At 65.6% G+C, this 26425-nt stretch carries 30 protein-coding genes and 1 pseudogene; 16 read left to right on the top strand and 15 right to left on the bottom strand.

Annotated elements, in window-relative coordinates:
- Window positions 1–84: 84 nt before the first annotated feature.
- From ACWW1C_RS18150 to ACWW1C_RS18090, 13 genes are all read left to right on the top strand, one after another.
- A complete protein-coding gene (locus ACWW1C_RS18150; RefSeq protein WP_455979678.1) occupies window positions 85–687 on the top strand; it encodes a TetR/AcrR family transcriptional regulator in 603 nt (200 codons plus the stop codon).
- Window positions 688–781: 94 nt separating this feature from the next.
- The gene (locus tag ACWW1C_RS18145) at window positions 782–2047 is read left to right on the top strand and encodes an aromatic ring-hydroxylating oxygenase subunit alpha (RefSeq protein ID WP_455979677.1); all 1266 of its coding nucleotides are present in this window, start codon (window positions 782–784) and stop codon (window positions 2045–2047) included.
- 2 nt (window positions 2048–2049) lie between these two features.
- The gene (locus tag ACWW1C_RS18140; RefSeq protein ID WP_455979676.1) at window positions 2050–2379 is read left to right on the top strand and encodes a hypothetical protein; all 330 of its coding nucleotides are present in this window, start codon (window positions 2050–2052) and stop codon (window positions 2377–2379) included.
- On the top strand, window positions 2376–3635 hold the full coding sequence (locus tag ACWW1C_RS18135) for an amidohydrolase family protein (RefSeq protein WP_455979675.1): 1260 nt from the start codon (window positions 2376–2378) through the stop codon (window positions 3633–3635). Before ACWW1C_RS18140 ends, ACWW1C_RS18135 begins: the two co-directional genes overlap by 4 nt.
- Window positions 3635–4087, top strand: a complete 453-nt coding sequence (locus ACWW1C_RS18130; RefSeq protein ID WP_455979674.1) for a MarR family winged helix-turn-helix transcriptional regulator — start codon at window positions 3635–3637, stop codon at window positions 4085–4087. Before ACWW1C_RS18135 ends, ACWW1C_RS18130 begins: the two co-directional genes overlap by 1 nt.
- A gap of 127 nt (window positions 4088–4214) precedes the next feature.
- Complete coding sequence (locus tag ACWW1C_RS18125; protein WP_455979673.1) at window positions 4215–5231, top strand: 2Fe-2S iron-sulfur cluster-binding protein; 1017 nt, start codon at window positions 4215–4217, stop codon at window positions 5229–5231.
- Window positions 5232–5239: 8 nt separating this feature from the next.
- Window positions 5240–5983, top strand: coding sequence for an SDR family NAD(P)-dependent oxidoreductase (locus ACWW1C_RS18120; protein ID WP_455979672.1), 744 nt, complete (start codon window positions 5240–5242; stop codon window positions 5981–5983).
- 39 nt (window positions 5984–6022) lie between these two features.
- Window positions 6023–7282, top strand: a complete 1260-nt coding sequence (locus ACWW1C_RS18115) for an aromatic ring-hydroxylating oxygenase subunit alpha (protein WP_455979671.1) — start codon at window positions 6023–6025, stop codon at window positions 7280–7282.
- A gap of 2 nt (window positions 7283–7284) precedes the next feature.
- Window positions 7285–7620, top strand: a complete 336-nt coding sequence (locus ACWW1C_RS18110) for a hypothetical protein (protein WP_455979670.1) — start codon at window positions 7285–7287, stop codon at window positions 7618–7620.
- A complete protein-coding gene (locus ACWW1C_RS18105) occupies window positions 7617–8462 on the top strand; it encodes a TauD/TfdA dioxygenase family protein (protein ID WP_455979669.1) in 846 nt (281 codons plus the stop codon). Before ACWW1C_RS18110 ends, ACWW1C_RS18105 begins: the two co-directional genes overlap by 4 nt.
- 98 nt (window positions 8463–8560) lie before the next feature.
- Window positions 8561–9859, top strand: coding sequence for a cytochrome P450 (locus ACWW1C_RS18100; protein WP_455979668.1), 1299 nt, complete (start codon window positions 8561–8563; stop codon window positions 9857–9859).
- A complete protein-coding gene (locus ACWW1C_RS18095; protein ID WP_020102582.1) occupies window positions 9856–10050 on the top strand; it encodes a ferredoxin in 195 nt (64 codons plus the stop codon). Before ACWW1C_RS18100 ends, ACWW1C_RS18095 begins: the two co-directional genes overlap by 4 nt.
- Window positions 10051–10064: 14 nt before the next feature.
- Window positions 10065–10355 (top strand): DUF1330 domain-containing protein, encoded by a 291-nt coding sequence (locus ACWW1C_RS18090; protein ID WP_020102581.1) that lies wholly within the window; start codon window positions 10065–10067, stop codon window positions 10353–10355.
- Window positions 10356–10378: 23 nt separating this feature from the next.
- Here the strand turns inward: ACWW1C_RS18090 and ACWW1C_RS18085 are convergent, their stop codons facing one another.
- From ACWW1C_RS18085 to ACWW1C_RS18035, 11 genes and pseudogenes are all read right to left on the bottom strand, one after another.
- A complete protein-coding gene (locus ACWW1C_RS18085; RefSeq protein WP_455979667.1) occupies window positions 10379–11134 on the bottom strand; it encodes an SDR family NAD(P)-dependent oxidoreductase in 756 nt (251 codons plus the stop codon).
- Window positions 11131–11255 (bottom strand): annotated as a pseudogene (locus tag ACWW1C_RS18080) (dihydrodipicolinate reductase); the annotation flags it as partial. The pseudogene ACWW1C_RS18080 and the gene ACWW1C_RS18085, both read right to left, overlap by 4 nt.
- 45 nt (window positions 11256–11300) lie before the next feature.
- Window positions 11301–12686, bottom strand: a complete 1386-nt coding sequence (locus ACWW1C_RS18075; RefSeq protein WP_455979666.1) for an NAD(P)H-dependent amine dehydrogenase family protein — start codon at window positions 12684–12686, stop codon at window positions 11301–11303.
- 230 nt (window positions 12687–12916) lie between these two features.
- Entirely contained in the window at window positions 12917–13120 is a 204-nt protein-coding gene (locus ACWW1C_RS18070; RefSeq protein WP_455979665.1) for a ferredoxin, read from the bottom strand.
- Window positions 13117–14328 carry a cytochrome P450 gene (locus tag ACWW1C_RS18065; protein ID WP_455979664.1) on the bottom strand — a complete coding sequence of 404 codons (1212 nt, stop codon included), beginning with the start codon at window positions 14326–14328 and terminating at the stop codon, window positions 13117–13119. The genes ACWW1C_RS18070 and ACWW1C_RS18065 overlap by 4 nt, the downstream gene beginning before the upstream one ends.
- Complete coding sequence (locus tag ACWW1C_RS18060) at window positions 14325–15128, bottom strand: NAD(P)-dependent oxidoreductase (protein ID WP_455979663.1); 804 nt, start codon at window positions 15126–15128, stop codon at window positions 14325–14327. Before ACWW1C_RS18060 ends, ACWW1C_RS18065 begins: the two co-directional genes overlap by 4 nt.
- On the bottom strand, window positions 15125–15943 hold the full coding sequence (locus tag ACWW1C_RS18055) for an NAD(P)-dependent oxidoreductase (RefSeq protein ID WP_455979662.1): 819 nt from the start codon (window positions 15941–15943) through the stop codon (window positions 15125–15127). Before ACWW1C_RS18055 ends, ACWW1C_RS18060 begins: the two co-directional genes overlap by 4 nt.
- Window positions 15943–16857, bottom strand: a complete 915-nt coding sequence (locus ACWW1C_RS18050) for an alpha/beta hydrolase (RefSeq protein ID WP_455979661.1) — start codon at window positions 16855–16857, stop codon at window positions 15943–15945. Before ACWW1C_RS18050 ends, ACWW1C_RS18055 begins: the two co-directional genes overlap by 1 nt.
- A complete protein-coding gene (locus ACWW1C_RS18045) occupies window positions 16854–18521 on the bottom strand; it encodes a thiolase C-terminal domain-containing protein (RefSeq protein WP_455979660.1) in 1668 nt (555 codons plus the stop codon). The genes ACWW1C_RS18050 and ACWW1C_RS18045 overlap by 4 nt, the downstream gene beginning before the upstream one ends.
- The gene (locus tag ACWW1C_RS18040; RefSeq protein ID WP_455979659.1) at window positions 18503–18799 is read right to left on the bottom strand and encodes a ferredoxin; all 297 of its coding nucleotides are present in this window, start codon (window positions 18797–18799) and stop codon (window positions 18503–18505) included. The genes ACWW1C_RS18045 and ACWW1C_RS18040 overlap by 19 nt, the downstream gene beginning before the upstream one ends.
- On the bottom strand, window positions 18796–20073 hold the full coding sequence (locus tag ACWW1C_RS18035) for an NADH-ubiquinone oxidoreductase-F iron-sulfur binding region domain-containing protein (protein ID WP_455979658.1): 1278 nt from the start codon (window positions 20071–20073) through the stop codon (window positions 18796–18798). Before ACWW1C_RS18035 ends, ACWW1C_RS18040 begins: the two co-directional genes overlap by 4 nt.
- On the opposite strand from ACWW1C_RS18035, the gene ACWW1C_RS18030 reads away from it, so the two are divergent.
- Window positions 20066–20527, top strand: coding sequence for a hypothetical protein (locus ACWW1C_RS18030; protein WP_455979657.1), 462 nt, complete (start codon window positions 20066–20068; stop codon window positions 20525–20527). The two genes, ACWW1C_RS18035 and ACWW1C_RS18030, sit on opposite strands and share 8 nt — an antisense overlap.
- A 2-nt stretch (window positions 20528–20529) precedes the next feature.
- On the opposite strand, the gene ACWW1C_RS18025 is transcribed toward ACWW1C_RS18030, so the two are convergent.
- From ACWW1C_RS18025 to ACWW1C_RS18010, 4 genes are all read right to left on the bottom strand, one after another.
- Window positions 20530–21438, bottom strand: coding sequence for an alpha/beta fold hydrolase (locus tag ACWW1C_RS18025; RefSeq protein ID WP_455979656.1), 909 nt, complete (start codon window positions 21436–21438; stop codon window positions 20530–20532).
- A gap of 85 nt (window positions 21439–21523) precedes the next feature.
- Window positions 21524–21913 (bottom strand): Rieske (2Fe-2S) protein, encoded by a 390-nt coding sequence (locus ACWW1C_RS18020; protein ID WP_455979655.1) that lies wholly within the window; start codon window positions 21911–21913, stop codon window positions 21524–21526.
- 1 nt (window position 21914) lies between these two features.
- Window positions 21915–23057, bottom strand: coding sequence for an amidohydrolase family protein (locus ACWW1C_RS18015; RefSeq protein WP_455979654.1), 1143 nt, complete (start codon window positions 23055–23057; stop codon window positions 21915–21917).
- 16 nt (window positions 23058–23073) lie between these two features.
- Window positions 23074–24153, bottom strand: coding sequence for an amidohydrolase family protein (locus tag ACWW1C_RS18010; protein WP_455979653.1), 1080 nt, complete (start codon window positions 24151–24153; stop codon window positions 23074–23076).
- Window positions 24154–24256: 103 nt separating this feature from the next.
- On the opposite strand from ACWW1C_RS18010, the gene ACWW1C_RS18005 reads away from it, so the two are divergent.
- Window positions 24257–25255, top strand: coding sequence for an acyl-CoA dehydrogenase family protein (locus ACWW1C_RS18005; protein ID WP_455979652.1), 999 nt, complete (start codon window positions 24257–24259; stop codon window positions 25253–25255).
- Window positions 25239–26417 (top strand): acyl-CoA dehydrogenase family protein, encoded by a 1179-nt coding sequence (locus ACWW1C_RS18000; protein ID WP_455979651.1) that lies wholly within the window; start codon window positions 25239–25241, stop codon window positions 26415–26417. The genes ACWW1C_RS18005 and ACWW1C_RS18000 overlap by 17 nt, the downstream gene beginning before the upstream one ends.
- The last annotated feature ends 8 nt before the right edge of the window (window positions 26418–26425 follow it).

Genomic DNA, 26425 nt, shown 5'->3' with positions numbered 1-26425 from the left:
TCCTCGAGTTCGTGTCGTCTTGAAGATACCCACCGGTATCTCAGTTTCCAATAGGAATCTTGGAATCTGTGGCAGAATTTTTTCATGGTGGAGCGTTGGACGCGGGAGCGACGACTGGAACACACGCGTTCGCTGCTGCTGGATGCGGCTGAGGACGTGTTCGCTGAAAAAGGTTTTGCGCCTGCGACTCTCGATGAGATCGCGTCGGTGGCCGGCTACACCAAGGGGGCGATCTACAAGCACTTCGCCACCAAAGAGGATCTGTTCCTGGCGGTCAACGACCGCTACTGGCGCCAGTACTTCGACAAATTTGCGGAAGTGATGTCGAGGTCGGAGCGCGTCGGAGCGCACGAGCGCGACGAGATCGCCGAGCGCTGGCTCGAACTCAGTCGTGGCCGTGGCGCCGAGCATGCCGCCTTGGGATACGAGTTCACCTTGTACCTGCTGCGCAACCCCGAGGTGCGGGAACGGTTGGCGGCCAGGCGATGTGAGGTGGTCGACGCGTTGGCCGGCTTCATCGTCGAGGGTGTCGACCGCTTGGGTGGGACACTGCTGATCCCCGCATCCACGTTCGCCCAGATTCTCCTCGCCACCAGCGATGCAATTGTCTTGAGCAACGAGCTCGACGGTATCGACCTGTTCCGGCCGGTGGTGGACATGTACGTGTCTGCGATCAAGTTCCCCTGACGCCGCCGCCCGGCGACACGAGTATCAACTACTTGTCATTGAGGCATCGGGCAGATACCGTCGGCTGTGTAGTGACGTCGATGAGGAGTGCGCCATGGCCCGGTTCCCCAAGCCACCCGAGGGCAGTTGGACCGAACACTATCCGCGGTTGGGAACCGATCCGGTCTCGTACGGGGACTCGATCAGTCCCGAGCAGTTCGAGATCGAACGCAAGGCGGTGTTCAAGCGAGCGTGGCTGAATGTCGGTCGCGTTGAACAACTCCCGCGCAAGGGTAGTTACTTCACCAAAGAACTCAAGGTGGTGAACACCTCGATCATCGTGGTGCGCAACAACGCAGGCGAGGTGAAGGCCTTTCACAACATCTGCCGGCACCGTGGCAACAAGTTGGTGTGGAACGACATGCCGCTGGAGGAGACCAAGGGCTTCTGCAAGCAATTCACCTGCAAGTACCACGCGTGGCGTTACGACCTCGATGGCAACCTGACGTTCGTCCAGCAGGAGGGCGAGTTCTTCGACCTGGACAAGGACCGGTACGGGTTGGTGCCCGTGCACTGCGATGTCTGGGAAGGCTTCATCTTCGTCAACTTCGCACCCGAACCGGAGCAGTCGCTGCGCGATTTTCTCGGCCCCATGATCTTGGGCTTGGAAGGGTATCCATTCGAGAAACTGACCTCGAAATTCACCTATCGCTCTGAGGTCAAAGCGAATTGGAAGCTCTACATGGATGCGTTCCAGGAGTTCTACCACGCACCGGTACTACACGCGAACCAGTCGCCGACCAACTATTCGAAGGCTGCGGCCCAGGCCGGGTTCGAAGCGCCGCACTACCGCATCGACGGACCACACCGGCTGGTCAGCACCTCCGGGGTGCGGGTCTGGGAGATGGGCGCCGAGATGCGCAAGCCCATGGAGGACATCTGCCAGAGCGGCCTGTTCGGGCCGTGGGATTCGCCCGATCTGGGGGAGATGCCAGTCGGCCTCAATCCGGCGAAATGCGATCCGTGGGGCCTGGATTCGTTCCAGTTGTTCCCGAACTTCGTCGTGCTGTTCTGGGGCCAGGGCTGGTATCTGACTTATCATTACTGGCCGACGTCGTACAACACCCATCTCTTCGAATGCACCCTGTACTTCCCGCAGCCCCGCACTCCACGCGAACGCATCGGGCAGGAACTCGCGGCGGTGACGTTCAAGGAGTACGGCCTGCAGGACGCCAACACGCTCGAGGCAACGCAATCCATGATCGAATCCCGCACCGTCAACGAGTTCCTGTTGTGCGACCAGGAAGTACTGATCCGGCACCTACACCACGAAACTGCCGCCTGGATCGAGGACTACCAGCGCAAGACCGCGGGGGTGTGACCGTGACTGTGCGACTGCCGGCCGAATTCGCCGACCTGGAAACGTTTTCCGAATGGTGCCTACCGACCGAAGCCCAGCGCTACGCCAAGCGCCTGGGCAGCTCCATGCCAGAGATGCAGGCGTTCTACGACGCGATCACGCCGCGGGCCGAAGATGCCATCGCGTTCTGTGACAAGTTCAGCCTCGATGACATGCCCGAGGACGTCCTGAACCTCATGCACCTGCTCTATTCCATGATCATGGTGTCGTTCCCCGTCGAGTGCTGGAAACAGCCTCGAGTTCCCGACTCGGGGGCCACCAAGCTCGACTGCGTCTACGAACCGGTCCCATGACGGTACTTACTGTTCTGCGGGCCGCCCGCTGGGCCGACGTCGACACCGGCGAAGTGCGGTCACCGGCCGTCATCGTGGTCGAGGACAACCGCATCAAGGCCGTCAATCCTGATGAACCAGTGCCGGATTCGGCGGAAGTTCTCGACCTCGGTGACGTCACGTTGCTGCCGGGACTGATGGACATGGAGCTCAACCTGCTCATCGGCGGCCCCGGTGGGCCGGAGGGACTGCCGAGTCCGATGCACGGCGTGCAGGACGATCCGGCGTATCGCACGCTGCGCGGCGCCGTGAACGCCCGGACCACCCTGGAGGCCGGGTTCACCACCGTGCGCAACCTCGGCCTCATGGTCAAGACGGGTGGGTATCTCCTGGACGTCGCGCTCATGCGGGCCATCGAGCAGGGCTGGCACATCGGTCCCCGGATCTACCCGGCCGGGCATGCGGTGACGCCGTACGGCGGCCATCTCGACCCGACGGTGTTCCAGCGCCTGGCGCCGGGCATCATGCCGTTGTCCGTCGGAGAGGGCATCGCCAACGGCGTCGACGAGGTCCGGGCCTGCGTGCGTTACCAGGTCCGCCACGGCGCCAAGTTGATCAAGGTGTCGGCTTCGGGTGGGGTGATGTCGCACAGTACTGCTCCGGGTGCGCAGCAGTACTCCGACGACGAGTTCGCCGCGATCGCCGACGAAGCGCACCGTGCGGGAGTGCGGGTGGCCGCACACGCGGTGGGGGACAGTGCGATTCGGGCCTGCATCCGCGCCGGGATCGACTGCATCGAGCACGGCTTCCTCGCGACCGACGACACGATCCAGTTGATGGCCGACACCGGCACATTCTTGGTTTCGACCACCTATCTGACCGAGGCCATGGCCATCGATCGGATCGCACCGGAGCTGCGCAAGAAGGCCGAGGTGGTGTTCCCGCAGGCGCAAGCGATGTTGCCGAAGGCGATCGCGGCCGGCGTCCGCATCGCCTGTGGCACCGACGCGCCGGCCGTGCCGCACGGGCAGAACGCGAAGGAGTTGTGCGCACTTGTCGCCCGCGGCATGACGCCCATGCAGGCCATCCGCGCCGCCACCGTCACCAGCGCCGAACTCATCGACGCCGACGACGATCTCGGGCGCCTGGCCCCGGGCTACCGTGCGGACATCATCGCCGTGCCCGGCGACGTGTCGCGCGATATCGCCAGTACGCTGGACGTGCGCTTCGTGATGAAAGAAGGGCAGATCTACAAGCAGGTCGATGGAGGTGCGTAGTGGACCTGGACCAGAACCTCCTCTGGCACCTCAAGCAGGCGTTCTACTTCTCCCTGACTTCGGTGAACGAGGCCGTCAGTAGCCACGGCGTCAGCACGGCGCAGATCGGTGTGCTGCGCCAACTTTCCAACGAGCCCGGCCTGTCCGGTGCCGATCTGGCGCGCCGCTTGCTCATCACCCCGCAGGGCGTGCAGTTGGCGTTGAAGTCGCTCGAGGACCGCGGGCTGGTGGAGCGCAAGCCGGATCCGCAACATGCCCGGATCCTGCAGGCATTTCTGACCGAGCAGGGGCGAGAGACCGCGTCCGCGGTCGTCAGTGATGCTGTCGAAGCGCACGAAGCGGTGTTCGGTGTCCTCACCTCCGATGAGCAGGAAACGCTCAAGCGCCTGCTGACACGCGTCGTCGAGCAGGGCACCGGGCACAAGCTCATCGACGATCACGTCGGGGACTGAGCTCATTTCTCATTGAGCCTGCGCTCACGGCGCCCCTCACTCGTCTTTTTGCACCCTGGCCGCGGGATCAACGGAATGAGTATCAACCACTTGATATCAATAACAAGTACTTGATACTGTCGAGGGGATGGCTGATCTTGTGGACGACTTCGCGTCACTGCGTATCAAGCGGGTGGTGCGGGAAACCGGTGACGCGGTGTCGCTGGTTCTCGACATCCCGGCGGACTGCGCGCCCCGATTCCGTTACCAGGCAGGGCAATTCCTGACCTTGCGGGTGCAGGTGGCCGGGGACCAACACCGGCGGTGCTACTCGATGTCGTCGTCCCCGCACAACGGGGACGACCTACAGATCACCGTCAAGCGGGACGGCGGCGGGCTCGTCTCGAACTGGCTGAACGACACCGCCGCGGCCGGTGACCGCATCGATGCCGCCCCGCCGGAAGGGCGATTCGTCCTGGGTGAGGGGGAGTGCGACATCATCGCCTTCGCCGGTGGCAGTGGCATCACGCCGATCTATTCACTGATCGGCGCCGCGTTGGCGGGGACCTCGCGCCGCATCCGGCTGTTCTACGCCAATCGCAGTCGCGACTCGGTGATCTTCGCGGATTCCCTTGGCGCGCTGGCGGAATCGCATCCCGACCGGCTGACGGTGCGTCACCACCTCGACGACGTCGACGGCGTCGTGCAGCCGGAGGCCATCGCATCCTTCATCGCCGATGCCGGCGATGCGGAGTACTACATCTGCGGGCCGGCACCGTTCATGGACGCGGTGGAATCCGCCGTCATGCAGACCGGAACGCCGCGCAGCCGAATTCACCTGGAGCGCTTCCAGGTCGCCGCGGTCACCGCTGCCGATGCGGCCGAGTCGGTGACCGAGGACATCACCATCGAACTCGACCGCCGCACGACGACCGTGGCCTACCGGGCGGGCAACACGCTGTTGCAGACGGCCCGCATCGCCGGGCTGCGTGCGCCGTCATCGTGCGAAACCGGTTCCTGCGGAACGTGTATGGCCCGCATCGTCGAAGGCAGCGCGCGCATGCTCAACAACGATGCGCTCGACGACGACGAGGTCGCCGACGGCTGGGTGCTGACCTGCCAGTCTCTGCCCACCAGCAAGACCGTTCGAGTGGTTTACGAGTAGGAGTGCACATGACACGCGTGGCTGTGGTGACCGGTGGGGCGTCGGGCATGGGGGAGGCGACCTGTCACGAGTTGGGTCGGCGGGGACACAAGGTCGCCGTCCTGGACCTGAACAGTGCCGCGGCGGAGCGGGTTGCCGAAAACCTGCGCGCCGACGGGGTGGAGGCGCTCGGGATCGCCGTGGACGTCGGCGACCGTGCGTCGGTGGAAGACGCCTTCGCCAAGGTGCGCAGTGAATTCGGGCCTGTGCACATCCTGGTCACCAGCGCCGGCGTGGTGGACTTCGCGGCGTTCACCGATATCACCGTCCAGTCCTGGCAGCGGCTGATCGACGTGAACCTCACCGGCACGTTCCACTGTTGTCAGGTCGCGGTACCCGACATGCTGGAGGCGGGCTGGGGACGCATCGTGATGATCTCGTCGTCCAGTGCGCAGCGTGGGTCGCCGGGGATGGCACACTACGCCGCATCCAAGGGCGCTCTGCTGTCACTGACGAAATCGCTTGCCCGCGAATATGGCCCGGTGGGCATCACCGTCAACAACGTGCCGCCGTCGGGCATCGAGACACCCATGCAGCACCAATCGCAGGCGGCCGGAAATCTGCCGCCCAACGAGCAGATGGCGGCCAGCATCCCGGTGGGCCACCTCGGTACCGGCGACGACATCGCCGCGGCGGTCGGCTTCCTGTGTTCGCCAGAGGCCGGCTTCATCACCGGGCAGACCCTCGGTGTCAACGGCGGGTCAGTGATGTGACGGAAGACGATGTGACGCAACCACTTCGAGGAGGAAATCATGGCTAAGTGGCCCAAGCCGGCAGAAGGCAGCTGGACCGAACACTATCCCGAGCTCGGCACCGGGCCGATTTCCTTCCGTGACTCGATCTCGCCGGAGTTCTACGAACTCGAACGTGAGGCGGTCTTCAAACGCGCGTGGCTCAACGTCGGGCGCATCGAGGAGGTGCCGCGGGTCGGCAGCTACTTCACCAAAGAGATCGACGCGGCGAGGACATCGGTGATCGTGGTGAAGGGCAAGGACGAACAGATCCGCGCCTTCTACAACATCTGCCGCCACCGCGGAAACAAGCTGGTGTGGAACGATTTCCCGAACGAAGAAACCAAGGGCGGCTGCCGGCAGTTCACCTGCAAGTACCACGGCTGGCGCTACGACCTCAAGGGCGAGCTGACGTTCGTCCAGCAGGAGGGGGAGTTCTTCGGGCTGGACAGTTCCCGGTACGGGCTCAAGCCCGTGCACTGCGACGTGTGGAACGGCTTCATCTTCATCAACTTCGATCCGGAGCCGCAGTGGAGCCTGCGCGAGTTCCTCGGCCCGATGATCACGGCGCTCGACGACTACCCGTTCGGGTTGATGACCGAGCGGTACGACTTCGCGGCGGAGAACAACAGCAACTGGAAGATCTTCGCCGACGCGTTCCAGGAGTACTACCACGTACCGTCGCTGCACTCCCAGCAGGTGCCGAGCGCGGTGCGTCAACCCAACGCCTCCTTCGAATGTGGGCACTTCCAGATCGACGGCCCGCACCGGCTGGTGTCGACCGCGGGGACCCGCCGCTGGAAGCTCGACCCCGACTACATGTATCCCGTGGAACGGGTCACCCGCAGCGGACTGGTCGGGCCCTGGCGCACCCCGGAAACCCATTTCTCGGCCGGCCTCAACCCGGGCGGTATCGAACCATGGGGCATCACCAACTTCCAGATCTTCCCCAACCTGGAGATCCTGATCTACCACGGTTGGTATCTGCTGTACCGCTACTGGCCGACGTCGCACAACACCCATAAGTTCGAGGCGTACAACGCATTTCACCCGGCGCGTTCAGTGCGCGAGCGCATCGAGCACGAGGTCGCCTCGGTGGTGCTCAAAGAGTTCGCACTCCAGGACGCGGGCATGCTCGGCGGGACCCAGGCGGCGCTGGAGTACGACATCGTCGATGACTACCCGCTGTCCGATCAGGAGATCCTGGTGCGTCATCTGCACAAGGTGTCGGTCGACTGGGTCGAGGAATACCAGGCTCAGCGCGCCCCGGTGGGGGTGTGATCATGGCGAGAGCGAAACTGCCCAGCGCGTTCGCCGAGTTCGAGTCGTTTGCCGAGAAGTGGTGCCTGGCAACCGAACCCGAACGCTGGGAAATGCGCCTGAACACCCCGATGGTCGAGATCCGGGAGTTCTACGACGCGTTCACCCCCCGCTTCGAAGAGGCGATCGATTACTGCGACAAGTTCGGGCTCGACGACCTGCCGGAGGACGCCCTCAACCTGCTGCACCTCATCTATTCGATGGTCATGGTCTCGATGGCGGTCGAGATCTTCGGCACGCAGAAGCCCGCCGACTCCGCCGATGCCGTCATGAATCGTGTCGGGGCGCCGGTGCCATGAGTCTGCTGACGCTGGGCAAGCTCACTTCGGCAGTCGGGGCCGAGGTGACCGGCGTCGATGCGGGGCGATTGGCGGCCGATGACACACTGGCCGCAGCCGTGCTGGATGCCTTGGAGGACAACGGTGTTCTGGTCTTCCGGGATCTGCAACTCGATCCCGAAGACCAGGTCGCGTTCTGTCGCCGGCTCGGTGCCGTCGATCATTCGTCGGACGGCCACCATCCGATCGCGGGCATCTATCCGATCACCCTCGACACGTCCAAGAACGCCTCGGCGGCGTACCTGCGCGCGACCTTCGACTGGCACATTGACGGCTGCACGCCCGTCGGGGACACCTGCCCGCAGAAGGCGACGGTGCTCTCGGCCGTCGCGGTGGCGGCCAGCGGCGGCGAGACGGAGTTCGCCAATTCCTATGGTGCATATGACGCGTTGAGCGACGACGAACAAGCCCGCTTCGGGCAGTTGCGCGTGGTGCATTCACTGGAGGCGTCCCAACGCCGCGTCACTCCGGACCCGTCGTCCGAGATGCTGGCGGCGTGGCGAGCCCGGCCGACGCACGAGCACCCGCTGATCTGGACGCATCTCAGCGGCCGCAAGTCGCTGGTTCTCGGTGCGTCCGCGGACTACATCGTGGGGATGGATCTGGACGAGGGGCGCGCCCTGCTCGCCGAACTCCTCGAGCGCGCAACGGTTCCCGACAAGATCTACAGCCACACGTGGTCTGTCGGGGACACCGTCATCTGGGACAACAGTGGCGTGCTGCATCGTGCGGCGCCTTACGACCCGGAATCGCCGCGCGAAATGCTGCGAACCACTGTGCTCGGTGAGGAACCGATCCAGTAACAGGGGAGCTGCATTGACGCCGGCGAGCACCTGTGGAAATCTAATCATCAAGAATGAGAATGCTATTCTCATCGGAGTCTGCTTGGAATGGAGGACGCGTGTCGGAAGACCTCACCGCGGTCGATTTCTTCCGGGATGATCGGTTGACCGACGACCCGTACCCGTTTTACGAGGCACTGCGCAACAAGTGCCCGGTGGCCCGCGAAGAGCACTACGGCGTCACGATGGTCACCGGCTGGCAGGAGGCGGTCGACGTCTACAACGACGCCGACACGTTCTCGTCATGCATCTCGGTGACCGGTCCGTTCCCGGGCTTTCCGGTGCCGCTCGAGGGCCTGGAAGGGGAAGCTGTCACCGAGCTCATCGTGAAGCACCGTGACGAGATTCCGTACAGCGACCAGTTGCCGACGCTGGACCCGCCGACGCACACCAATCACCGTGCGCTGTTGATGCGGTTGATCACCCCGAAGCGCCTCAAGGAGAACGAGGACGCGATGTGGCGGATCGCCGACGACATGCTGGAGGAGTTCCTGGCTCCCGGCGCGGGCGAGTTCATCAAGGGCTTCGCCGGGCCGTTCACGCTGCGCGTCATCGCCGACCTGCTCGGTGTTCCCGACGAGGACTGCCCCGAACTGCTCGAGCGCCTCGCGAAGGGCACGCATGGTGGCGGCCTCGGCAGCACCGACGACAAGACGCTCTCCAAAACGCCTTTCGAGTATCTCTACGAGGCCTTCGCCGTGTACGTGGAAGATCGCCGCCGCGAGCCTCGCGACGATGTGCTCTCGGGCCTTGCCAACGCGACGTTCCCGGACGGGACCATGCCGACGGTGGACGATGTGGTGCGCGTGGCGACGAACGTGTTCTCGGCCGGGCAGGAGACCACCGTCCGGCTCCTCAGCACGGCACTGAAGGTGCTCGGCGAGCAGCCTGACATCCAGGCCAAGCTCCGCGGCGATCGCAGTCTGCTCCCGAACTTCATCGAGGAGTGCCTGCGCATCGAGAGCCCGGTGAAGGGTGACTTCCGGCTGTCCCGCGTGCCGACCACCATCGGTGACGAGCCGATCGGCGCCGGCTGCACGCTGATGGTGATCAACGGTGCGGCCAACCGCGACCCGCGGCGGTTCGAGGATCCCGACACCTTCGACGCTGAGCGCAAGAACGCCCGCCAGCACCTGGCATTCGGACGCGGCATCCACAGCTGCCCCGGTGCGCCGCTGGCGCGGGCCGAGACGCGCGTGGCGCTGGAGCGGCTCCTGGACCGGACCTCGGACATCCGGATCTCCGAGGCGCATCACGGCCCCGCGGGAAACCGTCGGTACCAGTACATCCCGACCTATATCCTGCGCGGCATCATCGATCTCCATCTCGAATTCGATCCCGCCGGGAGTGCGTCATGAAGGTTGTCGTCGACGAAGACCGGTGCCGTGGCCACGGCATGTGCCTGACGTTGTGTCCCGATGTCTTCAGCATGACCGACGACGGTTATGCGGTCGCCGATCCCTCGGAGATCGGCCCCGGCCTCGAGGACGCGGTTCGCGATGCCATGACGAACTGTCCTGAACAAGCAATCGTCGAAACCAACGACTAGTCAAGGAGATTCGAGTGGCAAAGGGATACGTGATCCTCACCGAAGACGTCAAGGACCCGGCCGGCATGGCGGAGTACGCCAAGCTGGCGGGCAAGGCGATGTCGTCCGCCACGATCGTGTCGGTGGACCAGAATCCCCAGGTGCTGGAGGGCAGCTGGCACGGCAACCAGACCGTGGTGCTGGAGTTCGAGTCGGTGGATGCCGCGCGGGCCTGGTACGAATCCGACGCGTACCAGGCGGCGGCGAAGGTCCGTCAGTCGGCCGCGGACTGCAACGCCGTGATCCTGTCGGGCTTCGGGGCCTGACAGGTCCGGGCTGCCGGCGGGCCTCAGCCCGCTGACCACCCGCCGTCGGCCGCCACGATCGCGCCATTGACGAACGCGGCGGCGTCGGAGGCCAGGAAGACGATCACGTCGGCCATCTGCTCGGGGAGCGCGATGTTCGGGGCCGCCGAGATGATGGGCGTCAGGCGGGCCTGACCGGTCTCGTCGAATCCGCTGATACTGCCGGTGATTCCGGTCAGGGTGGGGCCGGGCAGGATTGCGTTGCACCGGATCCCGTCCTTGGCGTAGGACCAGGCGATGTTGCGGGTCAGACCGATCACGCCGTGCTTGGAAGCGGTGTACGCGGCGCCGGCAGAGCCGCCGCGAACTCCGGCGGCCGAGCCGGTGTTGACGATGACGCCGCGCTGTTGGTCCAGCATGTGAGGGAGCACCGCGTGCGTCACGATGAATGTGCCGGTCAGGTTGATCCGGATGACCCGGTCCCATTCGGCGAGCGTGGTATCGGCCGGTAGCGCCATCGTGTCGATGACGCCGGCGTTGTTGGACAGCACGTCGATATGGCCGTAGGCGTCGAGGGTCGTGGTCACCACGCGCACCACGGATTCTTCGTCGGCGATATCGGCGGTGATGGCGATGGCGGCGTCGCCGATCAGGTCGGCGGTTTCTCCGGCCGCGTCACCGTTGATGTCGGTGGCGACGACGCGGGCACCGGCCTTGGCGAACGCCAGGGCGGTGGCGCGTCCGATACCCGAGCCCGCGCCCGTGATCAGCGCGACCCGGTCCTCGAATCCTTCTTTCATGCACGGCCTTTCATGCTTGGCAAGGTCAGTGGCAGGTCATTGTAGGTGGCGATACCAGGCGCGGCCGCGACAACGCCGGAATCGCGTCGACTGCGGGTACAGCGGTCATGATCTGGCCGAGCCGAGGCGTCGGTGGCGACGCGACATCGAAACTCCCCAGGGTCGTTTACGAGGGTGCTCGCCATCGTTTCCGGGCCCCGGCGACGGCGCGCCAAGCGATACGATGGGGTTGACCGTTCGCCAGATCGATGATCGAGTCCGCGACCGGCCAGGACATCTTGCCGTCGCTCATCAACACCAACTGCTCAATGCTCTGGTATGCGGCCATACCGACGAACATCGCGGCGTCACGGTCGGTGGTGGCAGTCTTCTTGGCCTGCCTGGCGACGATTCGGTTCAGCAGCCGCCCGACCGGCGAGGCGGTGAGTTCGTGCAGGGTCGATTGGCGCGTGAAATGTGGACGCGAGGGTGGCGGGACCGCAGCACTCTGTGCAGGCGGCGAGGCCGGTATCAGACGGGTCCCGATGGCTGGGAGGTCGGAGTAACCGACGATGCCGGGCCGCGCCGCGACGACGGCCGGGATGGCGTTAACAACGGGCATCGCCGTAATCACTGAACCGATGCCGACCATCTCGTCCATCGTCATCGAGCCGAACTCGGGTAACACTCCGGCGCGGAGGGTGACGTTGGGGTGGCCGCGGATCTCGATTTCGTAGTCCATCGTGATGTCCCATGCTGGGACGAGGTCCGCGGTGATAGTCCACTTCACCGCGGTCTCCACGACATCGAGACCGCCCGCTGAGCCGATCCAGCGTGCGTAGATCCCTGCGACGGTGCCTGCGCGAACGTCACGTCCGGGGATATCGAGATCTTTGCTTGCGTAGGTGAACTCCACATCGCACCGAATTCCGTCGACGGAGACGTCTAGCAACTCGGCCAGGGCCTCGCAGGCGTCGCCAAACGGGATGGTGGCGTGCTTGATGTCCGCCGCGTGGTTCGGGTCACCCGCAGGACGCCCCCAGCCCAGCTCGTCCTGGTTCGCGTCCCCGGCCCAGGGCCCGATGTCGAACGACTCAAGGATTCTGACGTAGCTGGCGGTACGACACACGTTGGTCGCGACCGACGCCAGATGCTGCACGTATCCGGGATTGATGCCGCTGCCGAACATGCTGGCACCACCTTCCACGGCGGCGGCCTCGAGCCGCGCTCGCGCCTCCTCGCCATAGGCACGGCCGGTCATGAAGTGCGCAGTCGTCGCGACGTTGATGCCCGCTCGAAGCAGCGTCTCCAGATGTTCGATTTCAGGGTGCAGCGGCATGTAGACGACGCAGTCCGGCTGCAGCGCAACGATGTCCTCGATGCGATTGGTCGCCGCGACGCCGAGTGTGCAGTCGAGCCCGCACAGCTCGCCGAGGTCCCTCCCGACTTTGTCAGCGCTGTAGGCGAAGACACCGACGAGTTCAAGGCCAGGGCGTTCGAGGATGCCCTTGACCGCTTCACGCGAGACGTTGCCGGTCGTCCACTGCACCAGACGGATTGGGGGAGAAGTCATTCAGTGCTCCAGGATCTAGCGCGATGAGGGTGTAAGACCAGCGGCCGGGCTCCGAGGACGAGCCAGGCTGAGGCGGCGGAGCCGCGAGTACCCCGGGTTGTCGGCTGAAGCGATGCCCTGCCCGAAGAGGGCGGCGGCTTCAATCCGAGAGCTGATCTATTGTGCGGCAACGGCTTTGGCCGAACTCGCCCCGACGTTTCCGGTCGTCCATTGGGCGACGCGGTAGGGCTTCATGCGGGATCCTCCATGATCGAGATGGCCTGGCGGGGACATTGGCGGACGGCTTCGAGGATTCGGTCCCGGTTGGCCGGCGTCACCTCGTCCGCCAGGATGTGCAGGTAGTCCTGGTCGTCGAGATGGAACACCTCGGGGATGATGCCGTCACAGACGCCGTTGCTCTCGCACAGGCCGAAGTCGACGCTGACCTTGCTCATCGCAGCACCCGTACCGGGATGTTCTGCCAACCCATCACGTTCTGCATGTGGACGCGTTGACAACCGTCCCAATCGATTTCGTAACGCGGCATGAAGTCGAGCAGCGCCTCCAGTGCGATGGCGCTCTCCATCCGCGCCAGCGCTGCTCCCAGGCAGCTGTGGATGCCGTACCCGAATCCGAGGTTCTGGGCCTCGGTGTGGTTGCGGTCGATGTCGAACGTGTCGGCGTCGGTCCACGCCTCGGGGTCGCGGTTGGCGGATCCGCCGAGCAGGAAGACCGGGCTGCCTTCTGGGATTGTGGTGTCGTACAGCCGGACATCCTTCATCGCGCGACGCACGTTGTACTGCGATGGCGCCTCGTACCGCAGGAGTTCCTCGACGGCGGCCGGAATCTTGCTGCGGTCATCGCGCAGTTTCTGCCACTGGTCGGGAAACCGGGCGAAAAGATACACGGCGTTGCCGAGAAGCTTGGTGACTGTCTCCGCGCCCGCACTACCCAACAGCGATGCGTAGCCCGCGATTTCGATATCCGCCAACTGGGTTGGCGACCCGTCCTCACGGTCGACCTCTGCGGCGATGAGCTTGCTCAATAGATCATCGCCCGGGGTGGCCCGGCGTTGTTGTACGACGTCGAGATAGAACATGGCACTTGTGATGTTGGCCTGCAGGGCCTTCTCGGAGGGGTCGACCTGACCGACCTCGCGGTGCAGGCCTTCGTCGATCCAATGCCGGATTTGTTGCGCGTGTTCTTCGGGTACGCCCATCATCTCGGTGATCACCTCGACAGGGAACGGTCCGGTGAAGTCCTGCACCGCGTCGAACCCGTTGGGGTCGAGGTTATTCAGGAATTTGTTGACCTTCGCTTCGACAGTCTCGCGTTGCGCTTGGATCGCGCGTGGCGTGAACACCTTGTTGAGCAGGCTGCGGATGTGCCGGTGTTCGGGTGGGTCCATGAAGATGATCATGCGGAGGTCGCCCGCCGGCGGCTGGTCGGCACGCACCATGGACAGGTCAGCTCCGTACGCCGAGCTGTAGGTGTCGAAGTCGCGGTACGCCGGGGCCACGTCGTGATGACGTGACAGCGCATAGAAATCGTGCTGGTCGCTGTAATACACCGGAGCCTCCGCGCGCATTCGCCGGTACGTCTCCCATGGCCCGTTGAAGAAGTCCTCGGAGAACGGATCGAACACGAGTTTCGTTGCGGTCATGCTGGATTACTCCCTCCCGTCGGCGCCATGCCGGTGTCGATGATGGTGTCGAGCACACCCAGGCCGGTGCTCAACTCAGCTGCGATGGCTCGGATCGCCGCGACGTCCTTGTGCAGGAACTCACCGACGACCGCGCGGAACGAAGCGGCCGAACCCGCTCGCGCGATGCTGTCCAGCGCGCGACTGCCGGCACTGGCGTGGGGCAGGGCGGCCAGCAGTGTTGACTCCGGAATGTGGAGCCTTTCGCCGAGTTCGACTGCGGCGCTGATCAACCCGATCTGGGCGGCGAACACCGCATTGTTGACCAGCTTGACCCGCTGGCCGGCACCGGGTGGCCCGGCGTGAATGATCGGATCCGCATAACACGACAGCACCGGTCTGGCCCGCTCGACCGCGGTGTCGGACCCGCCGACGAACAACGTCAACCGTCCCGCGGAGATGTCGTGCGGGCCGCCGCTGACCGCCGCGTCGATGACGTCGACCCCGCGGGCGGCGATGGCCTCTGCGGTGTGCGGGCTGCCGGTGGTGTGAATGACCAGGACGGTGCCAGGACTCAGGTCGGCTACCAGGGCATCGGCGACCTCCCGCACCTGCTCATCGGTGAAGACGCAGATGGCGACCAGGTCGGCACCTGCGCAGACGGCGGCCAGATCGGTGACCGGTGTCGCGCCGAGTTCGGTGATGGCAGCACTCTTCTGCGGTGACCGCGCCAGGGCGTTCACCTCGTGACCGGCCGCGACGAGGCGGCCGGCCATGGCACCACCCATGCGTCCCGCACCGACGAAGCCGACCGTGCTCACCGGGTACGGCCCATCAAACCCAGTGCGGCATCCGCGGATTCGAGTACGGCGCCCGGCTCGGCGCCGGCGGTCTCGGCCAGGTCGGCGATCAGGCCGACGTCTTTGCGCAGCAGGTCCGCCGCGACGGATTTGAGCACATCGAGGCTGCCGCCGAATTGGGCGATGCGGCCGAGCGCGAAGCTGTTCGCCGACCCCTGGGTGATCACCTCGGCGAGGCGGTCCACCGAAACGCCCAGTGCCTCACCGAGGTCCAGCGTCGACTTCGCCGTCGCGATGTTGGCCGTGAACAGTAGGTTGTTCAGTAGTTTGGTCACCTGACCGGAGCCGACATCTCCGAGGTGGACGACCGGCTCGGCGTAGGTGGCGAACACCGGCCGACAGCGCTCGACGACGTCAACGTCGCCGCCGACCATCACGAGGAGGCGGCCGGCCGCGGCGGCCGGCCCACCGCCACTGACCGGCGCGTCGACCACTGAAATGCCCTTGACGGCAGCGGTTTCGGCGAGTTCACGGCACGTGTCGGGGTGCACGGTGCTGTGGATCGCGACGGTGCCGCCCGGTGCCAGTCCGGCGAAGATGCCGTTCTCGCCGGTCAGCACCTGACGCACGTCGTCGTCTCCGACCACGCACACGCAGACGAGGTCGCTGACGGCAGCCAGCTCGGCGGGGGTCTCGACGACCTTGGCCGCGGTGTCGGCGAACGGCTCGACAGAGGCGGCCCGCCTGGCCCACAACGTCAGCGGATAGCCGCCTTCCACGATCCGACGCGCCATCGGCGCGCCCTGGCTGCCGAGACCGATGAACCCGACGCGCACTAACCGACCTCCAATGTGACCGTGTTGCTGTGCTGGGCGGCCAGACATTCCTCGATGAACGCCAGGACCGTGAGGTGGTAGGCCGCGGCCCCCACCGAAACGCTGATGTTGTGGCCCGCCCCGACCTGGCGGTGAACCGTCATCCGTGGTGCGGCGGTGAACAAACCGCTGATGGCCGAGACGGCGTCCGGGTCCGACTGCCAGACCCGTTCGTGCTCGGCGACGGTGAAGTGCACGGGCACCCGGACTTCGGCGGCCAGTGCCGGGAAATCGGTGCGGGGCCAGTCTTGGACCATCGCGGCCTCGTACCGTGCGCCACTGCGCGCATTGGGGGTGTTCGTCAGTGGCGGATAGAGTTCCGCCGGTTGCCACAGCAGCTGGCGCAGCCCGGGCGGGCGGTGGGTGACCGAAGCCGACTTGAGCATCTCCATGGCAGCGGCCTCGTAGCGCAGGCCCGTGCCTGCCAGCGCGATACCGAAAACCTCTGTCTCGCGGGCTCGTTCGTCGACAGCCATGCGCAACGCCAGTTCGCACCCATTGGAGTGGCCGAGCACGAAGACGCCGGCCCCGCGATCCCGGGACCCGAGGATTGCCTCGACCGCGCCGTAGGCCAGGGCGATCCGCTGCTCCGGGCGCGCGATCGCATCGGGGTAGGCGTCCGACGCCCCGTACCCGGGCCGGTCGAGTGCGACGACGGTGTAGCCGAGTGCGGCGGCGGTGCGCATGAGCGACAGTCGTGGGTGTCCCGGACAATCGAAATACGCTGCGCTGCTGCCACCGCCGTGTACCGCGACGATGACGGCGCGCGGCGTGTCGGCTTCGGCGATCAGCCCTGACATCATGACGTCGCCGACCCGAACCATCCGCGGCACCGGGCTGATGGGTGATCCGGATGTGCTAATCGCCGCGCTCATGAGTCGGTCCGCAGGAGAAGTACCCCGCTCGGGGTGAGGCCGCCGCTACTGACCACTGCCACGCGGGCATCCGGGACCTGACGGTCACCGGCTTCGCCGCGCAGCTGCGAGATGGCCTCGTGCACCAGGCCCATGCCATGGGTACGGCCATGAGACAACTGACCACCGTGGGTGTTGAGGGGCAGCACGCCGTCGCGGGCGATGTTGGTGCCGCCGTCCAGGAAGTCCTTGGCTTCGCCGATACCGCAGAACCCGAGCGCCTCGATCCAGGACAGACAGTTGAACGTGAATCCGTCGTAGAGCTCGGCGACGTCAACGTCGTTGGGCGTCAAGTTCGTTCGGGTCCACAGGTGGGCGGCCTGGCCGAGGACCTGCGGTTCGTGGGTGAGCGTGCTCTGGTCCCACTCGATCGGTTCGAGGATCTGTGTGCCGACCGCTTCCACCCGGATCGGCGGCTTGGCGAGGTCACGGGCCACGTCGACGGCCGACACGATGACGGCGATGGAAGCATCGCACGGCACGTCGCAGTCGTAGAGTCCGAACGGAGTGGTGATGGGCCGGGCGTTCAGATAGTCGTCCATGGTCATCGGATCGCGATAGATCGCGGTCGGATTCAGGGCAGCATTCGCGCGCTGGTTCAACGCAATCCAGCCGAGCGTCTCCCTCGTGGTGCCGTAGCGGTGCATGTGACGTTGCGCGTTCTGCGCCAAGGTGTGCGCGGCCGACGTCGCACCGAACGGCAGCTGCCAGCTGGTGGTCCGGGTGCCGCCCATCGGTGCGGCCCTGCCCTGCTTCATGAGTTCGTCATAGGTGGCCTGCCACAGGGTGCGGAAGCACAGCACGTGGCGGGCCAGGCCGCCGGCGACCGCCAGCATGGCGGCGATGACCGAGCCGCCGGGCCCGAACGTCTCCGGGCCGCCGTTGTACCAGGTCGGTTTGAGGCCGAGGGCGGTTTCCAGCGCGGTCACCCCGCCTTCACCGAACGGTCCGGGCAGGCCCGCGCCGGGCCACGTCGACAGCCCGTCGATGTCATCGATGGTGAGTCCGGCGTCAGCGATGGCGTTCTCGCACGCTTCGATGGTCAGCGCCAGTGGGTCCAGCATCAGCCGGCGGCCCATCTGTGAGGCGCCGACACCGGTGATCGCAGCCTTGTCTTCGAACTTCTCGGTGGTGATCATCGGCCGCACGTGTTTGGCGTAATCCTGCGGCTCGATCTCGTCGGTGGGCAGGGGGGCCAGTGCCGGTTGGTCGGCGACCGGACGGAACAGCGGCAGCCAGACGTCTTCGTGCTGCTCGAAGACGACCTCCATCTGCTGGCCGAGCTCCAGCTGCGCCGGGTCGCAGTCGATGATGTTGGTGGTCAGGCGAACTCGCGGGTCTTCGACGAGCGCGACCTGGGCGACCACGTAGGGTGCCGGCAGCCCCGGAATACTGAATCGCTCGTTGATCGTGAATCCGATCAGCGTCGCGAGTCCAGATACCGTGCGGATGGCCGTCTTTCGCTCGCGGCAGTGTCGGCAGGCCGGCGCCGGCGGGTGGATCAACGCGTGGCAGTTCTCGCACTCGGTCACGCGCAGTTTGCCGTCTGCTCCTGCGGTCCAGAAGAATTCGTTCTCCGGTGTTACCTGTGGCAGCGGTGTGCGGGTCAATGGACAAATCCCCATTCTGCTTCGTTGGCGTCGGTCTCTGGATGTGGCTCGGGCGCCTCCCCGAGAATCGCAGCGGGTATGGGCACCGCGAGTGGACCGCCGGTCATTTCGATGATGGCGTGCACCGGGCAGTCCAACAATGCCCGTGTGACGGCGGGCTGGTCTGCTTCGGCGATTTCGCCGTTGCCGACGAGTGTCGCGTAGCCCCAGTCGTCGAGGGAGAAGTACGACGGCGCGTGCTTGGCGCAGACTCCGAACCCGTCGCACATCGTCCGGTCCAGGCGGATCTTCATGCCATCATCACCGCCTCCACTTCGTAGGGCCGCAGCGTGATGAATTCACCGGATTGGCATGCCGGGCAGCCGTTCTCCAGATGCCGCGCCACTTCGGCGGGGAAGTGGTCCAAGAGGCTGGCCGCGATGTTGGCGGCGCCGTCCAACGTCGCGCACGCACCGCGCCCACGCAGCTCCCGGGACCACCGCCGTAGTCGTCCGATGTCGTCATCCGTTGCGACACCGTCGCGCAGGCCCGCTGCGGCGGCGGCCATCGCGGCGGTGCCGTTGAAGCACGACCCGCACTGTCCGGCGTTCTCGCGGTCGAAATACGCCAGTACCGACGCGGCGACCGCCACCGGGCAGTCGCCGTTCAGGATCGAGATGGCGCCGCAGCCCAGGCCGCTGCCCAAGCCCCGCAGGGTTTCGTGGTCCAGTGTCGCGTCCAGCACACCGGGGCCCAGGAGACCGGCGAAGTAGCCCCCCATCAGAGCGCCCGTGGCCATTTCGCCAGGCACGCCGTGGAGTTCGAGCACATCGGCGAATCTGACGCCGTGCGGCAGCTCGTAGAGGGCGGGCGCTCGGCCCGCGCCGGTGATGGTCGCGAGGAACGTGCCCGGGGAGTCCGCAGTGCCGACCGATCGGAAGTCCCGGCCGCCGTGCGCGTGAATGTAGGGGAGATTCGCCAGGGTCTCGACATTGCTGACGAGAGTGGGCAGCGTGGCGACACCCTGCTCGAACGGGCGCGGTGGTTTGTCGGTGGGCTTGGCCGGTCCACCGTTGATGGCACGGACAGCGGCGGTCTCCTCGCCGGCGACATAGCCGGGCGCGACCGTCACCACCTCGACGGGCGGTCCCGGGTTCCCTTGTGCGACAGCGGCTGCCACGCTCGCGGCCGCAGCGGGATCCGAGACATAGACGTACGTCCGCTGGGCGCCGACGATGGTCGCAGCGAGCCGCAAGCCGTCCAGCACGAGGTGGGGCCGGTTGCGCAGCAGCCAGCGGTCTTTGCTGGATGCCGGTTCACCCTCTTCGCCATTGGCGACGACGACTGCTCCGCCCCGGTCCCGGCCGCCCGTCCGGACTGAACGCAGCTTGACCGCCATCGGGAACGCGGCGCCACCGCGGCCGCGCAGTCCGGCGTGTTCGACCTCGTCGAGTAGGTGCTCCGGGTCCGTGAGATCGCGATAGCCTCCGGACGCTACGTATTCGGCGTAATCCTCGCGGGACGCGCACAGCAGTCGCGGGGTGAGCCCCGGCCAGGCGGCCACCGTTAGGCTGTGCGGCATGCGCACGGCGGTGGTGCGGGTCGATGTCGACCCTGCGGGTGTCCTCACCCCTGACCAACTAGCGGACGGCATGGCAGTCCTGAAGGAGTTCGCCGCCGCGGCGGACATGGACGTGCTCGATGTGGATCTGGCCGCGATGCCGCCTCGGCGTCGCCAGGTGCAGCTGCTCGTCGCGGGAGGTGAGCCGGAATCCGTTCTTTCGCTGTGCGCCAGGGCTTTCGGAACCGTGCCGCAGCTCGGCGTCGTCACCTACGTCAGTCGCGGCACCGATGATGACGCGCACGGCGTGCTGGCGCGGTTCGGGATCGCCGGTGACGTCGCACGTGACCCCGGCTCCGAAGGCTTCGACATCGTCACCGTGACCTTGTCGAAAGTCGACCTGGAACGGATACCGGAGAGCCGCATCCACACGGCGCTGGAAGCGTCGCTGAACTGTGAGGTGCACATCCGCACGGTGTGAACTCATCGGCGGAGGAACTCCAGGATCGGCGGCGCTGCCTGTACCCAGGTGTCGAACATGTTGAAGTGCTTGACCTTTCCGGAGGCACGGGCCTCGTTGGCGCGCTCCCAGGCGTCTTCGGGCCACGGCGGGTCGATCAGTTGCGAACCTTCGATGAGACAGCTGACTTCGAGTGACGTCCGCTTCGGATGGTCGAGGTCATTCTCGCCGCCGCGGATGATCAAGGTCGGCACCGTGATGTTGTCGAACATCTCGTCCTCGACTCCCGGGATCGTCTGGCCGGGTTTGGGCACGAATGCATTGAGCCACCGGAGCATGAGTTTGAGGAACTCGTCGTCGTCGTAGGACTGGAGGCGACCGGCATTCGCCGGGTTGTCCGCGATGCGGTCGCGCCATTCATCCACTTGAGCAACGCCTTTCATTCCGGCGCCCCGGACGGCCAGGATGCTCGGCACGATGTAGTACGAGCCCAGGACGAAGGAGCCGTAGACGCCGCCGACGATGTTCCAGACCACCAGCTTGGTGACGATCTCGGGATAGAGCATCGCGGTGAGCATCGAATCCCGGGCGCCGCCCGAGCCGCCGGCGAGGATGCAGGGTCCGATCCCGAGCTTCGAGATCAGCGTGTACAGAGTTTCGGCGCGCATGTGGGATTCGCTCTGGCCGTAGAACTGCACATCGGACTTGCCGCAGTTGGGCCGGTCCCACAGCAGCACCCGGTAGCCGCCCCTGGCAAGCGCCTGTGCGAGTGGCCGCAGGCCCGGAATGTCCTTACTGAACCGGCCTCCGGGCGTCAACGCGATGAAATCGCCTATTTTGCCGAGGATCTCGTACACGACGTTGCCGCCGTTGATCTCGATGACCTTCTCGCCGCGCTTGAGCGTGGGGCCCGGCTTCGCGGGCGCGCTCACGATTCACCTCTACGAGCGTGCGCAAAATGCCAATAAGAGGCGGCGTGTCGTGTGCAAACACGCGCGCTCGCGGAAAAGGGGTTTGTCATGCCTGCACCCATACCTCGTCGCCGATGACCCGTACCGGGTAGGTCCGGATGCTCCATTCGGGCTTCACAGCTGTTGTCCCGGTGGCCAATTCGAAGCCCCACTGGTGCCACGGGCAGTAGATGAACTCCAGGTCGCGCACCATCACGGCGTCACCCGGCACACTGTCGTCGACGACTGTCCGGCCGCGCGGGCGGCCCGAGCACAGCGGTCCGCCTTCGTGCGGGCAGTAGTTCGCGATGGCGTAGAACGTGCCGTTGACGTTGTACACGCCGACGCCGTGCCGTCCGATGGGTACCAACTTGTGTGTGCCCGGCGGGATTTCGTCGACGGTGGCGACGACGTGCTCGCGTCCCTGTGCGAGACGGGGCTCTTTCGGTTCCGTCAACTCAGAACACCCGGACCTGGCCCTCGAGCGCCGGCACCGTCGTCGGGAGCCTGTACGTCTCGATGCCATTGCGGAACATCACCGCTTCGCGTGCGTGCTCGGGCAGATGCTTGACCAGCCAGCGGGGATCGTCGAAAGTCCAATGCGGATAGTCCGAACTGAACAACAGGATCTTCTCGCACTCCATCCACTCGAAGGCCCGCGTGAGTTCGGTTTTGTCCTCGGGGTAGTCCAGCGGCTGCGTGGTGAACTTGATGTGGTCCTTGACGTATTCGCTCGGCTTGCGCTTGATGTCGAGCCACGGCTTGCGGGCCTCGTAGAGCTTGTCCATGCGCCACATGAGCGGCAGGATCCAGGTGAACGCGTGCTCGACGAAAACGACTCGCAGCGTGGGGAACCGGTCGAACAGCCCGTCGAAGATCATGCTCATCACCTGGTTCGCGGCAAGCAGCGAATAGGTGACCATGAAGTCGTGGTTGTAGCTGGGCATGCCGACGGGTGGCATGGGCAGTTCTTCGTGGTGGCTGCGCGACAGGTGACAGCTCACCGGCATGTCGGCCTTGGTTGCGGCGGCCCAGATGGGATCGTATTTCGGGTCGCCCCAGGCGGGACGCGGTTCGGCCTTGATCAGGATCTGGCCCAGGAAGGGGTGGCCGGCCAGCCGGTCGATCTCCGCGGCGGCCGCGTGCGGTTCTTCGATCGCCACGCAGATCGAGCCGCGCCAGCGTTCGTGCCAGTTGTTGTGGCTGTCGAGCCAGTGATGCAGCTGCCACTCGTTCAGCGCCACATTGAGGGCATGATTGGCGCCACCGATGCGCGCGGGGTACGCGGCGGGCTCCAGAATCGCGATGTCGGCGCCGGCCTGCATGATCAGTTGCTGGAAAGCCAGATCAGGGTCGCTGCAGGCGAATTCGCCGTCCGGTGGGAAGGCATCGACGCGCATCGCGAACGTGTGCGCGTAGTCGGGGGCGTCGTAGTAGATCTGTTCGCCGACGTTACGGCTCAGGAAGTACTTGCTGCGCCAGGGCTCCGGAATGTACTGGATCAACTCACCCCGGCGCGGGGCCGGGTGTACGTCGGAGTCGACACACCGAACAGCGATGCGTTCGGCGGCCGGCTTGCGCTCGGTAACAGTCACAGTCATTGCGATCCTTCCTGCCTCACACGCCGACCGGCACCGCGATGCCGTACAGTTCGGCGGCGTTTTGCCAGCACAGCTTGTCGCGCTGTTGCGCGCTGTAGGAGTCGGGCACCGTGAGGTCGTTCAGCTGCCAGTGCGGGTAGCTGGACCCGTACATGACCATGTCGTCCTTGCCGGTGAAACCCAGCCACTCGCCGGCGAATTCGGCGTCGCCGGGTCCGTCCAGCGCGCCCTGGATGAAATACACGTGCCCGGGTAGATAGTCGCTGGGCATCTTCGGCGCCCACGGCGTCTGCTCGAGATGCGGCCTCCCGAAACAGTCCATGCGCCACATGAACGGGGTCAGCAGATCGGCGGCACCGTCGGCCCAGACGAACTTCAGCTCGGGCATCCGCTCGAAGACGCCCTCGGCGATCATGTTCATGAGGTGGTACAGGAAGTTCAGCGCCATGAAGCCGGCGTACTGCTCGTAGGTGTTCGGTACGCCCGACGGCGTTGGCGCGGACGCGATTCCCGCTCCTACCTCGATGTGCGCGGCCACCGGCAGGTTCGCGTTGACCGCTGCCTCCCACAGCGGCCAGAACTGCGGCTTGCCGAAGAGTTCGCGCGACTGCAGCGGGATGCCCAGCTGCACCACGCGGGGGTGGTCCTTGTACTTCGCGATCTCGCGCAGCGCACCGGGGATATCGTCGGGGTTGATCCGGATGGTGCCGCGGAAGCGGTCCCCGTATTCGGGATGTTCCAGCCAGCGTGACACCAGCATCTCGTTGTGCGCGGCGGCCAGTGCGCTACCGAGGTGCCGGTCGGGCATGATGCCGCGCGACATCGGGTGCAGCACAGCGACATCGACACCGCGGTTCTCGAAGAGGTGGGCGGCGACGGTCTCGGGATCAGAACCGGGGTACTGGCCGTCGGGCCCGGCGGTACCCGCGGCGTACTCGCCGCCGGGCGCGCCGTACCAGTCCATTTCGTAGTCGGGGAAGCCCCGGCTCTTGAACGGTTCGCGCAGCACATCGCGAAGGTCGCGGTTCGATCCGAAGAAAATGTGCACGCTGGCGTCGATGACGGGCGTACGCGTCCCGTCGTCGTGGTCGATCACAAGGCTGCCCTCCCGAGCTCTCGACTCAGTGTAAATCTTAATTACCTCAAAAGAGAATGCTATTCTCACTTTCGCGACCGATTTAAGCCGTAGGAGGCGCCGCATGCTATTGGAGTTCGACGCTGATCAGCGGTTATGGCAGGAGACCGTCCGGGATGCCGTAACCAAGCAGTGCCCGCCGACATTGATCCGGGCCGTCGCCGAGTACGACGCCGACCCGGCTCCGCTCTGGGGAACCTGGGTGGATGCCGGCTGGACGGAGATGGCCGACCCCGAGAACGCCGTGGAGTTGGCGATCGTGCTCGAGGAGTTGGGACGGGCCACGGACCCGACGCCTTTCCTGGCCACGATGACCCAGTTCGCCCCGCTGGCTGGGGAACGGTTTGATCCGCAGCAAGCCGGTGCTGCTGTCTATCAAGGGGTTTCGGCGCGTCGGGACGGCAGCGGCTGGGCGCTGGACGGCACCGCGCGCTACGTGCTCGACGGCGACCGCGCCGAACGACTGGTCGTGGTGACGGCGGCCGGCGTCTTTCTCGTCGACGCCTCGGCGGTAGGTGTGCGCCGGGATCTCGTGTTCGACCCGGTGCTGCACGTCGCCGACCTGTCGTTCGACGGTGTGCACGTGACCGACTCCGAGCGCCTCGGGACCGATGTCGAGCGCGGCCGGCACGTCGCGCTGACCGGCATGGCGATCACCATGGTCGGCGCCTGCCAGCGCATCCTCGACCTGGTGCTGGAGCACATCAAGGAACGCCATCAGTTCGGCGTCCCGATCGGCTCGTTCCAGGCGCTCCAGCACAAGGCCGCGGATATGCACGTCGCCATCGAACGGGCTCGCGCGCTGTCGTACTTCGCCGCGCTGACGATAAGTGTCGATGATCCGCGCCGACGGCTGGCGTCGGCGATGGCCAAGGCGTCGGCGGGGGAGTGCCAGGCCCTGGTGTTCCGGCACGGTCTGCAGTCCTTCGGCGCCATGGGATTCACCTGGGAGAACGACCTGCAGTTCGCGCTCAAGCGCGCCAAGGCCGGCGAGCTGATGCTCGGCGGCGCCGCAGAACACCGCGCAATGATCGCAGAGGAGTACCGTGCAACTCTCGTATGACGCCGACGTCGAGGCCTTCCGCGCCGAGTTCGCGGCGTTCCTCGATGAGCACCTGCCAACGGAGACAGAGACTTTGGAGCGGCCCCGGTCGGTGTCGCATATGCCACAGTGGGCGCGGGACTGGCAGCGGCTGCTGTTCGACAACGGCTGGCTGCTGCCGGCTCAGCCGCCCGAGTTCGGCGGCCGTAACGCCTCGGTGGTGCAGCAGTTCGTTCATCTAGACGAGCTGTGCCGCCGCCGGATTTACCACAGTTTCAACCCGCAGGGCGTGAATATCATTGCGGCGTCGCTGCTTACGTTCGGCACCGACGAGCAGAAGCAGCGGTGGGCGGTGCCGGTGCTGCGGGGCGAGAAGACCGCGTCGCTGGGCATGAGCGAGCCGAGTGCGGGATCGGACCTGGCCTCGTTGCGCACCCGCGCCGCGCGGGACGGTGACCACTTCGTCGTCAACGGCCAGAAGGTGTGGACGTCGGGCGCACACGATGCGGACTTCCTGCTGACGTTCGTCCGTACCGACCCCGATGCCCCGAAGCACAAGGGCATCAGCGTGTTGATCGTCCCGACCGATACCCCCGGTGTGGTGTGCCGGCCGTTCGCGGACCTGTGCAGCCAGGAAAACCTGGACTTCAACGAGGTCTTCTTCACGGACGCAAGGGTTCCGGCGGAAAACCTGGTCGGCCCGCTGAACGGCGGCTGGGGTGTGGCCAACGGTTCGCTCGGCCACGAGCGCACCATGATGTGGCTGGGGTTCGCCGATCGGATCGCCAACATGATCGCCGACTTCCGGCCGCGCACGGCACTGGAGCGCGACCAGTACGCCACGACCATCATGGACTATCACGCGTTACGGGCCATGGGCTCGGCGGCGCTGGCCCGCGCCTCGCGCGGCGAGATGGACACCCAGTCGGTGTCGGTGCTCAAGCTTCTCGGGTCCGAGGCCGAGCGGACTGCGCTCGAAAATGCGTTGTCGGCAGCGGGAATCGAGGGTCTCAACCACCCGTCGACCTCGGGGCGGTATGAGCACATGAACCTCGACCACTACTTCGTCAGCTGGTTCGAGCGTTATGCCCGCAGCTTCGGCGGCACCATCGCCGGCGGTACCTCCGAGATTCAGCGCAACATCATCGCGCAACACGTACTGGGCCTGCCGCGACCACGCTGACGCCGGCG

Source organism: Mycobacterium sp. HM-7, from assembly GCF_053852335.1.
Note: the sequence above shows the minus strand (reverse complement) of the source record. Positions and strands in the feature narration are given on the sequence as shown.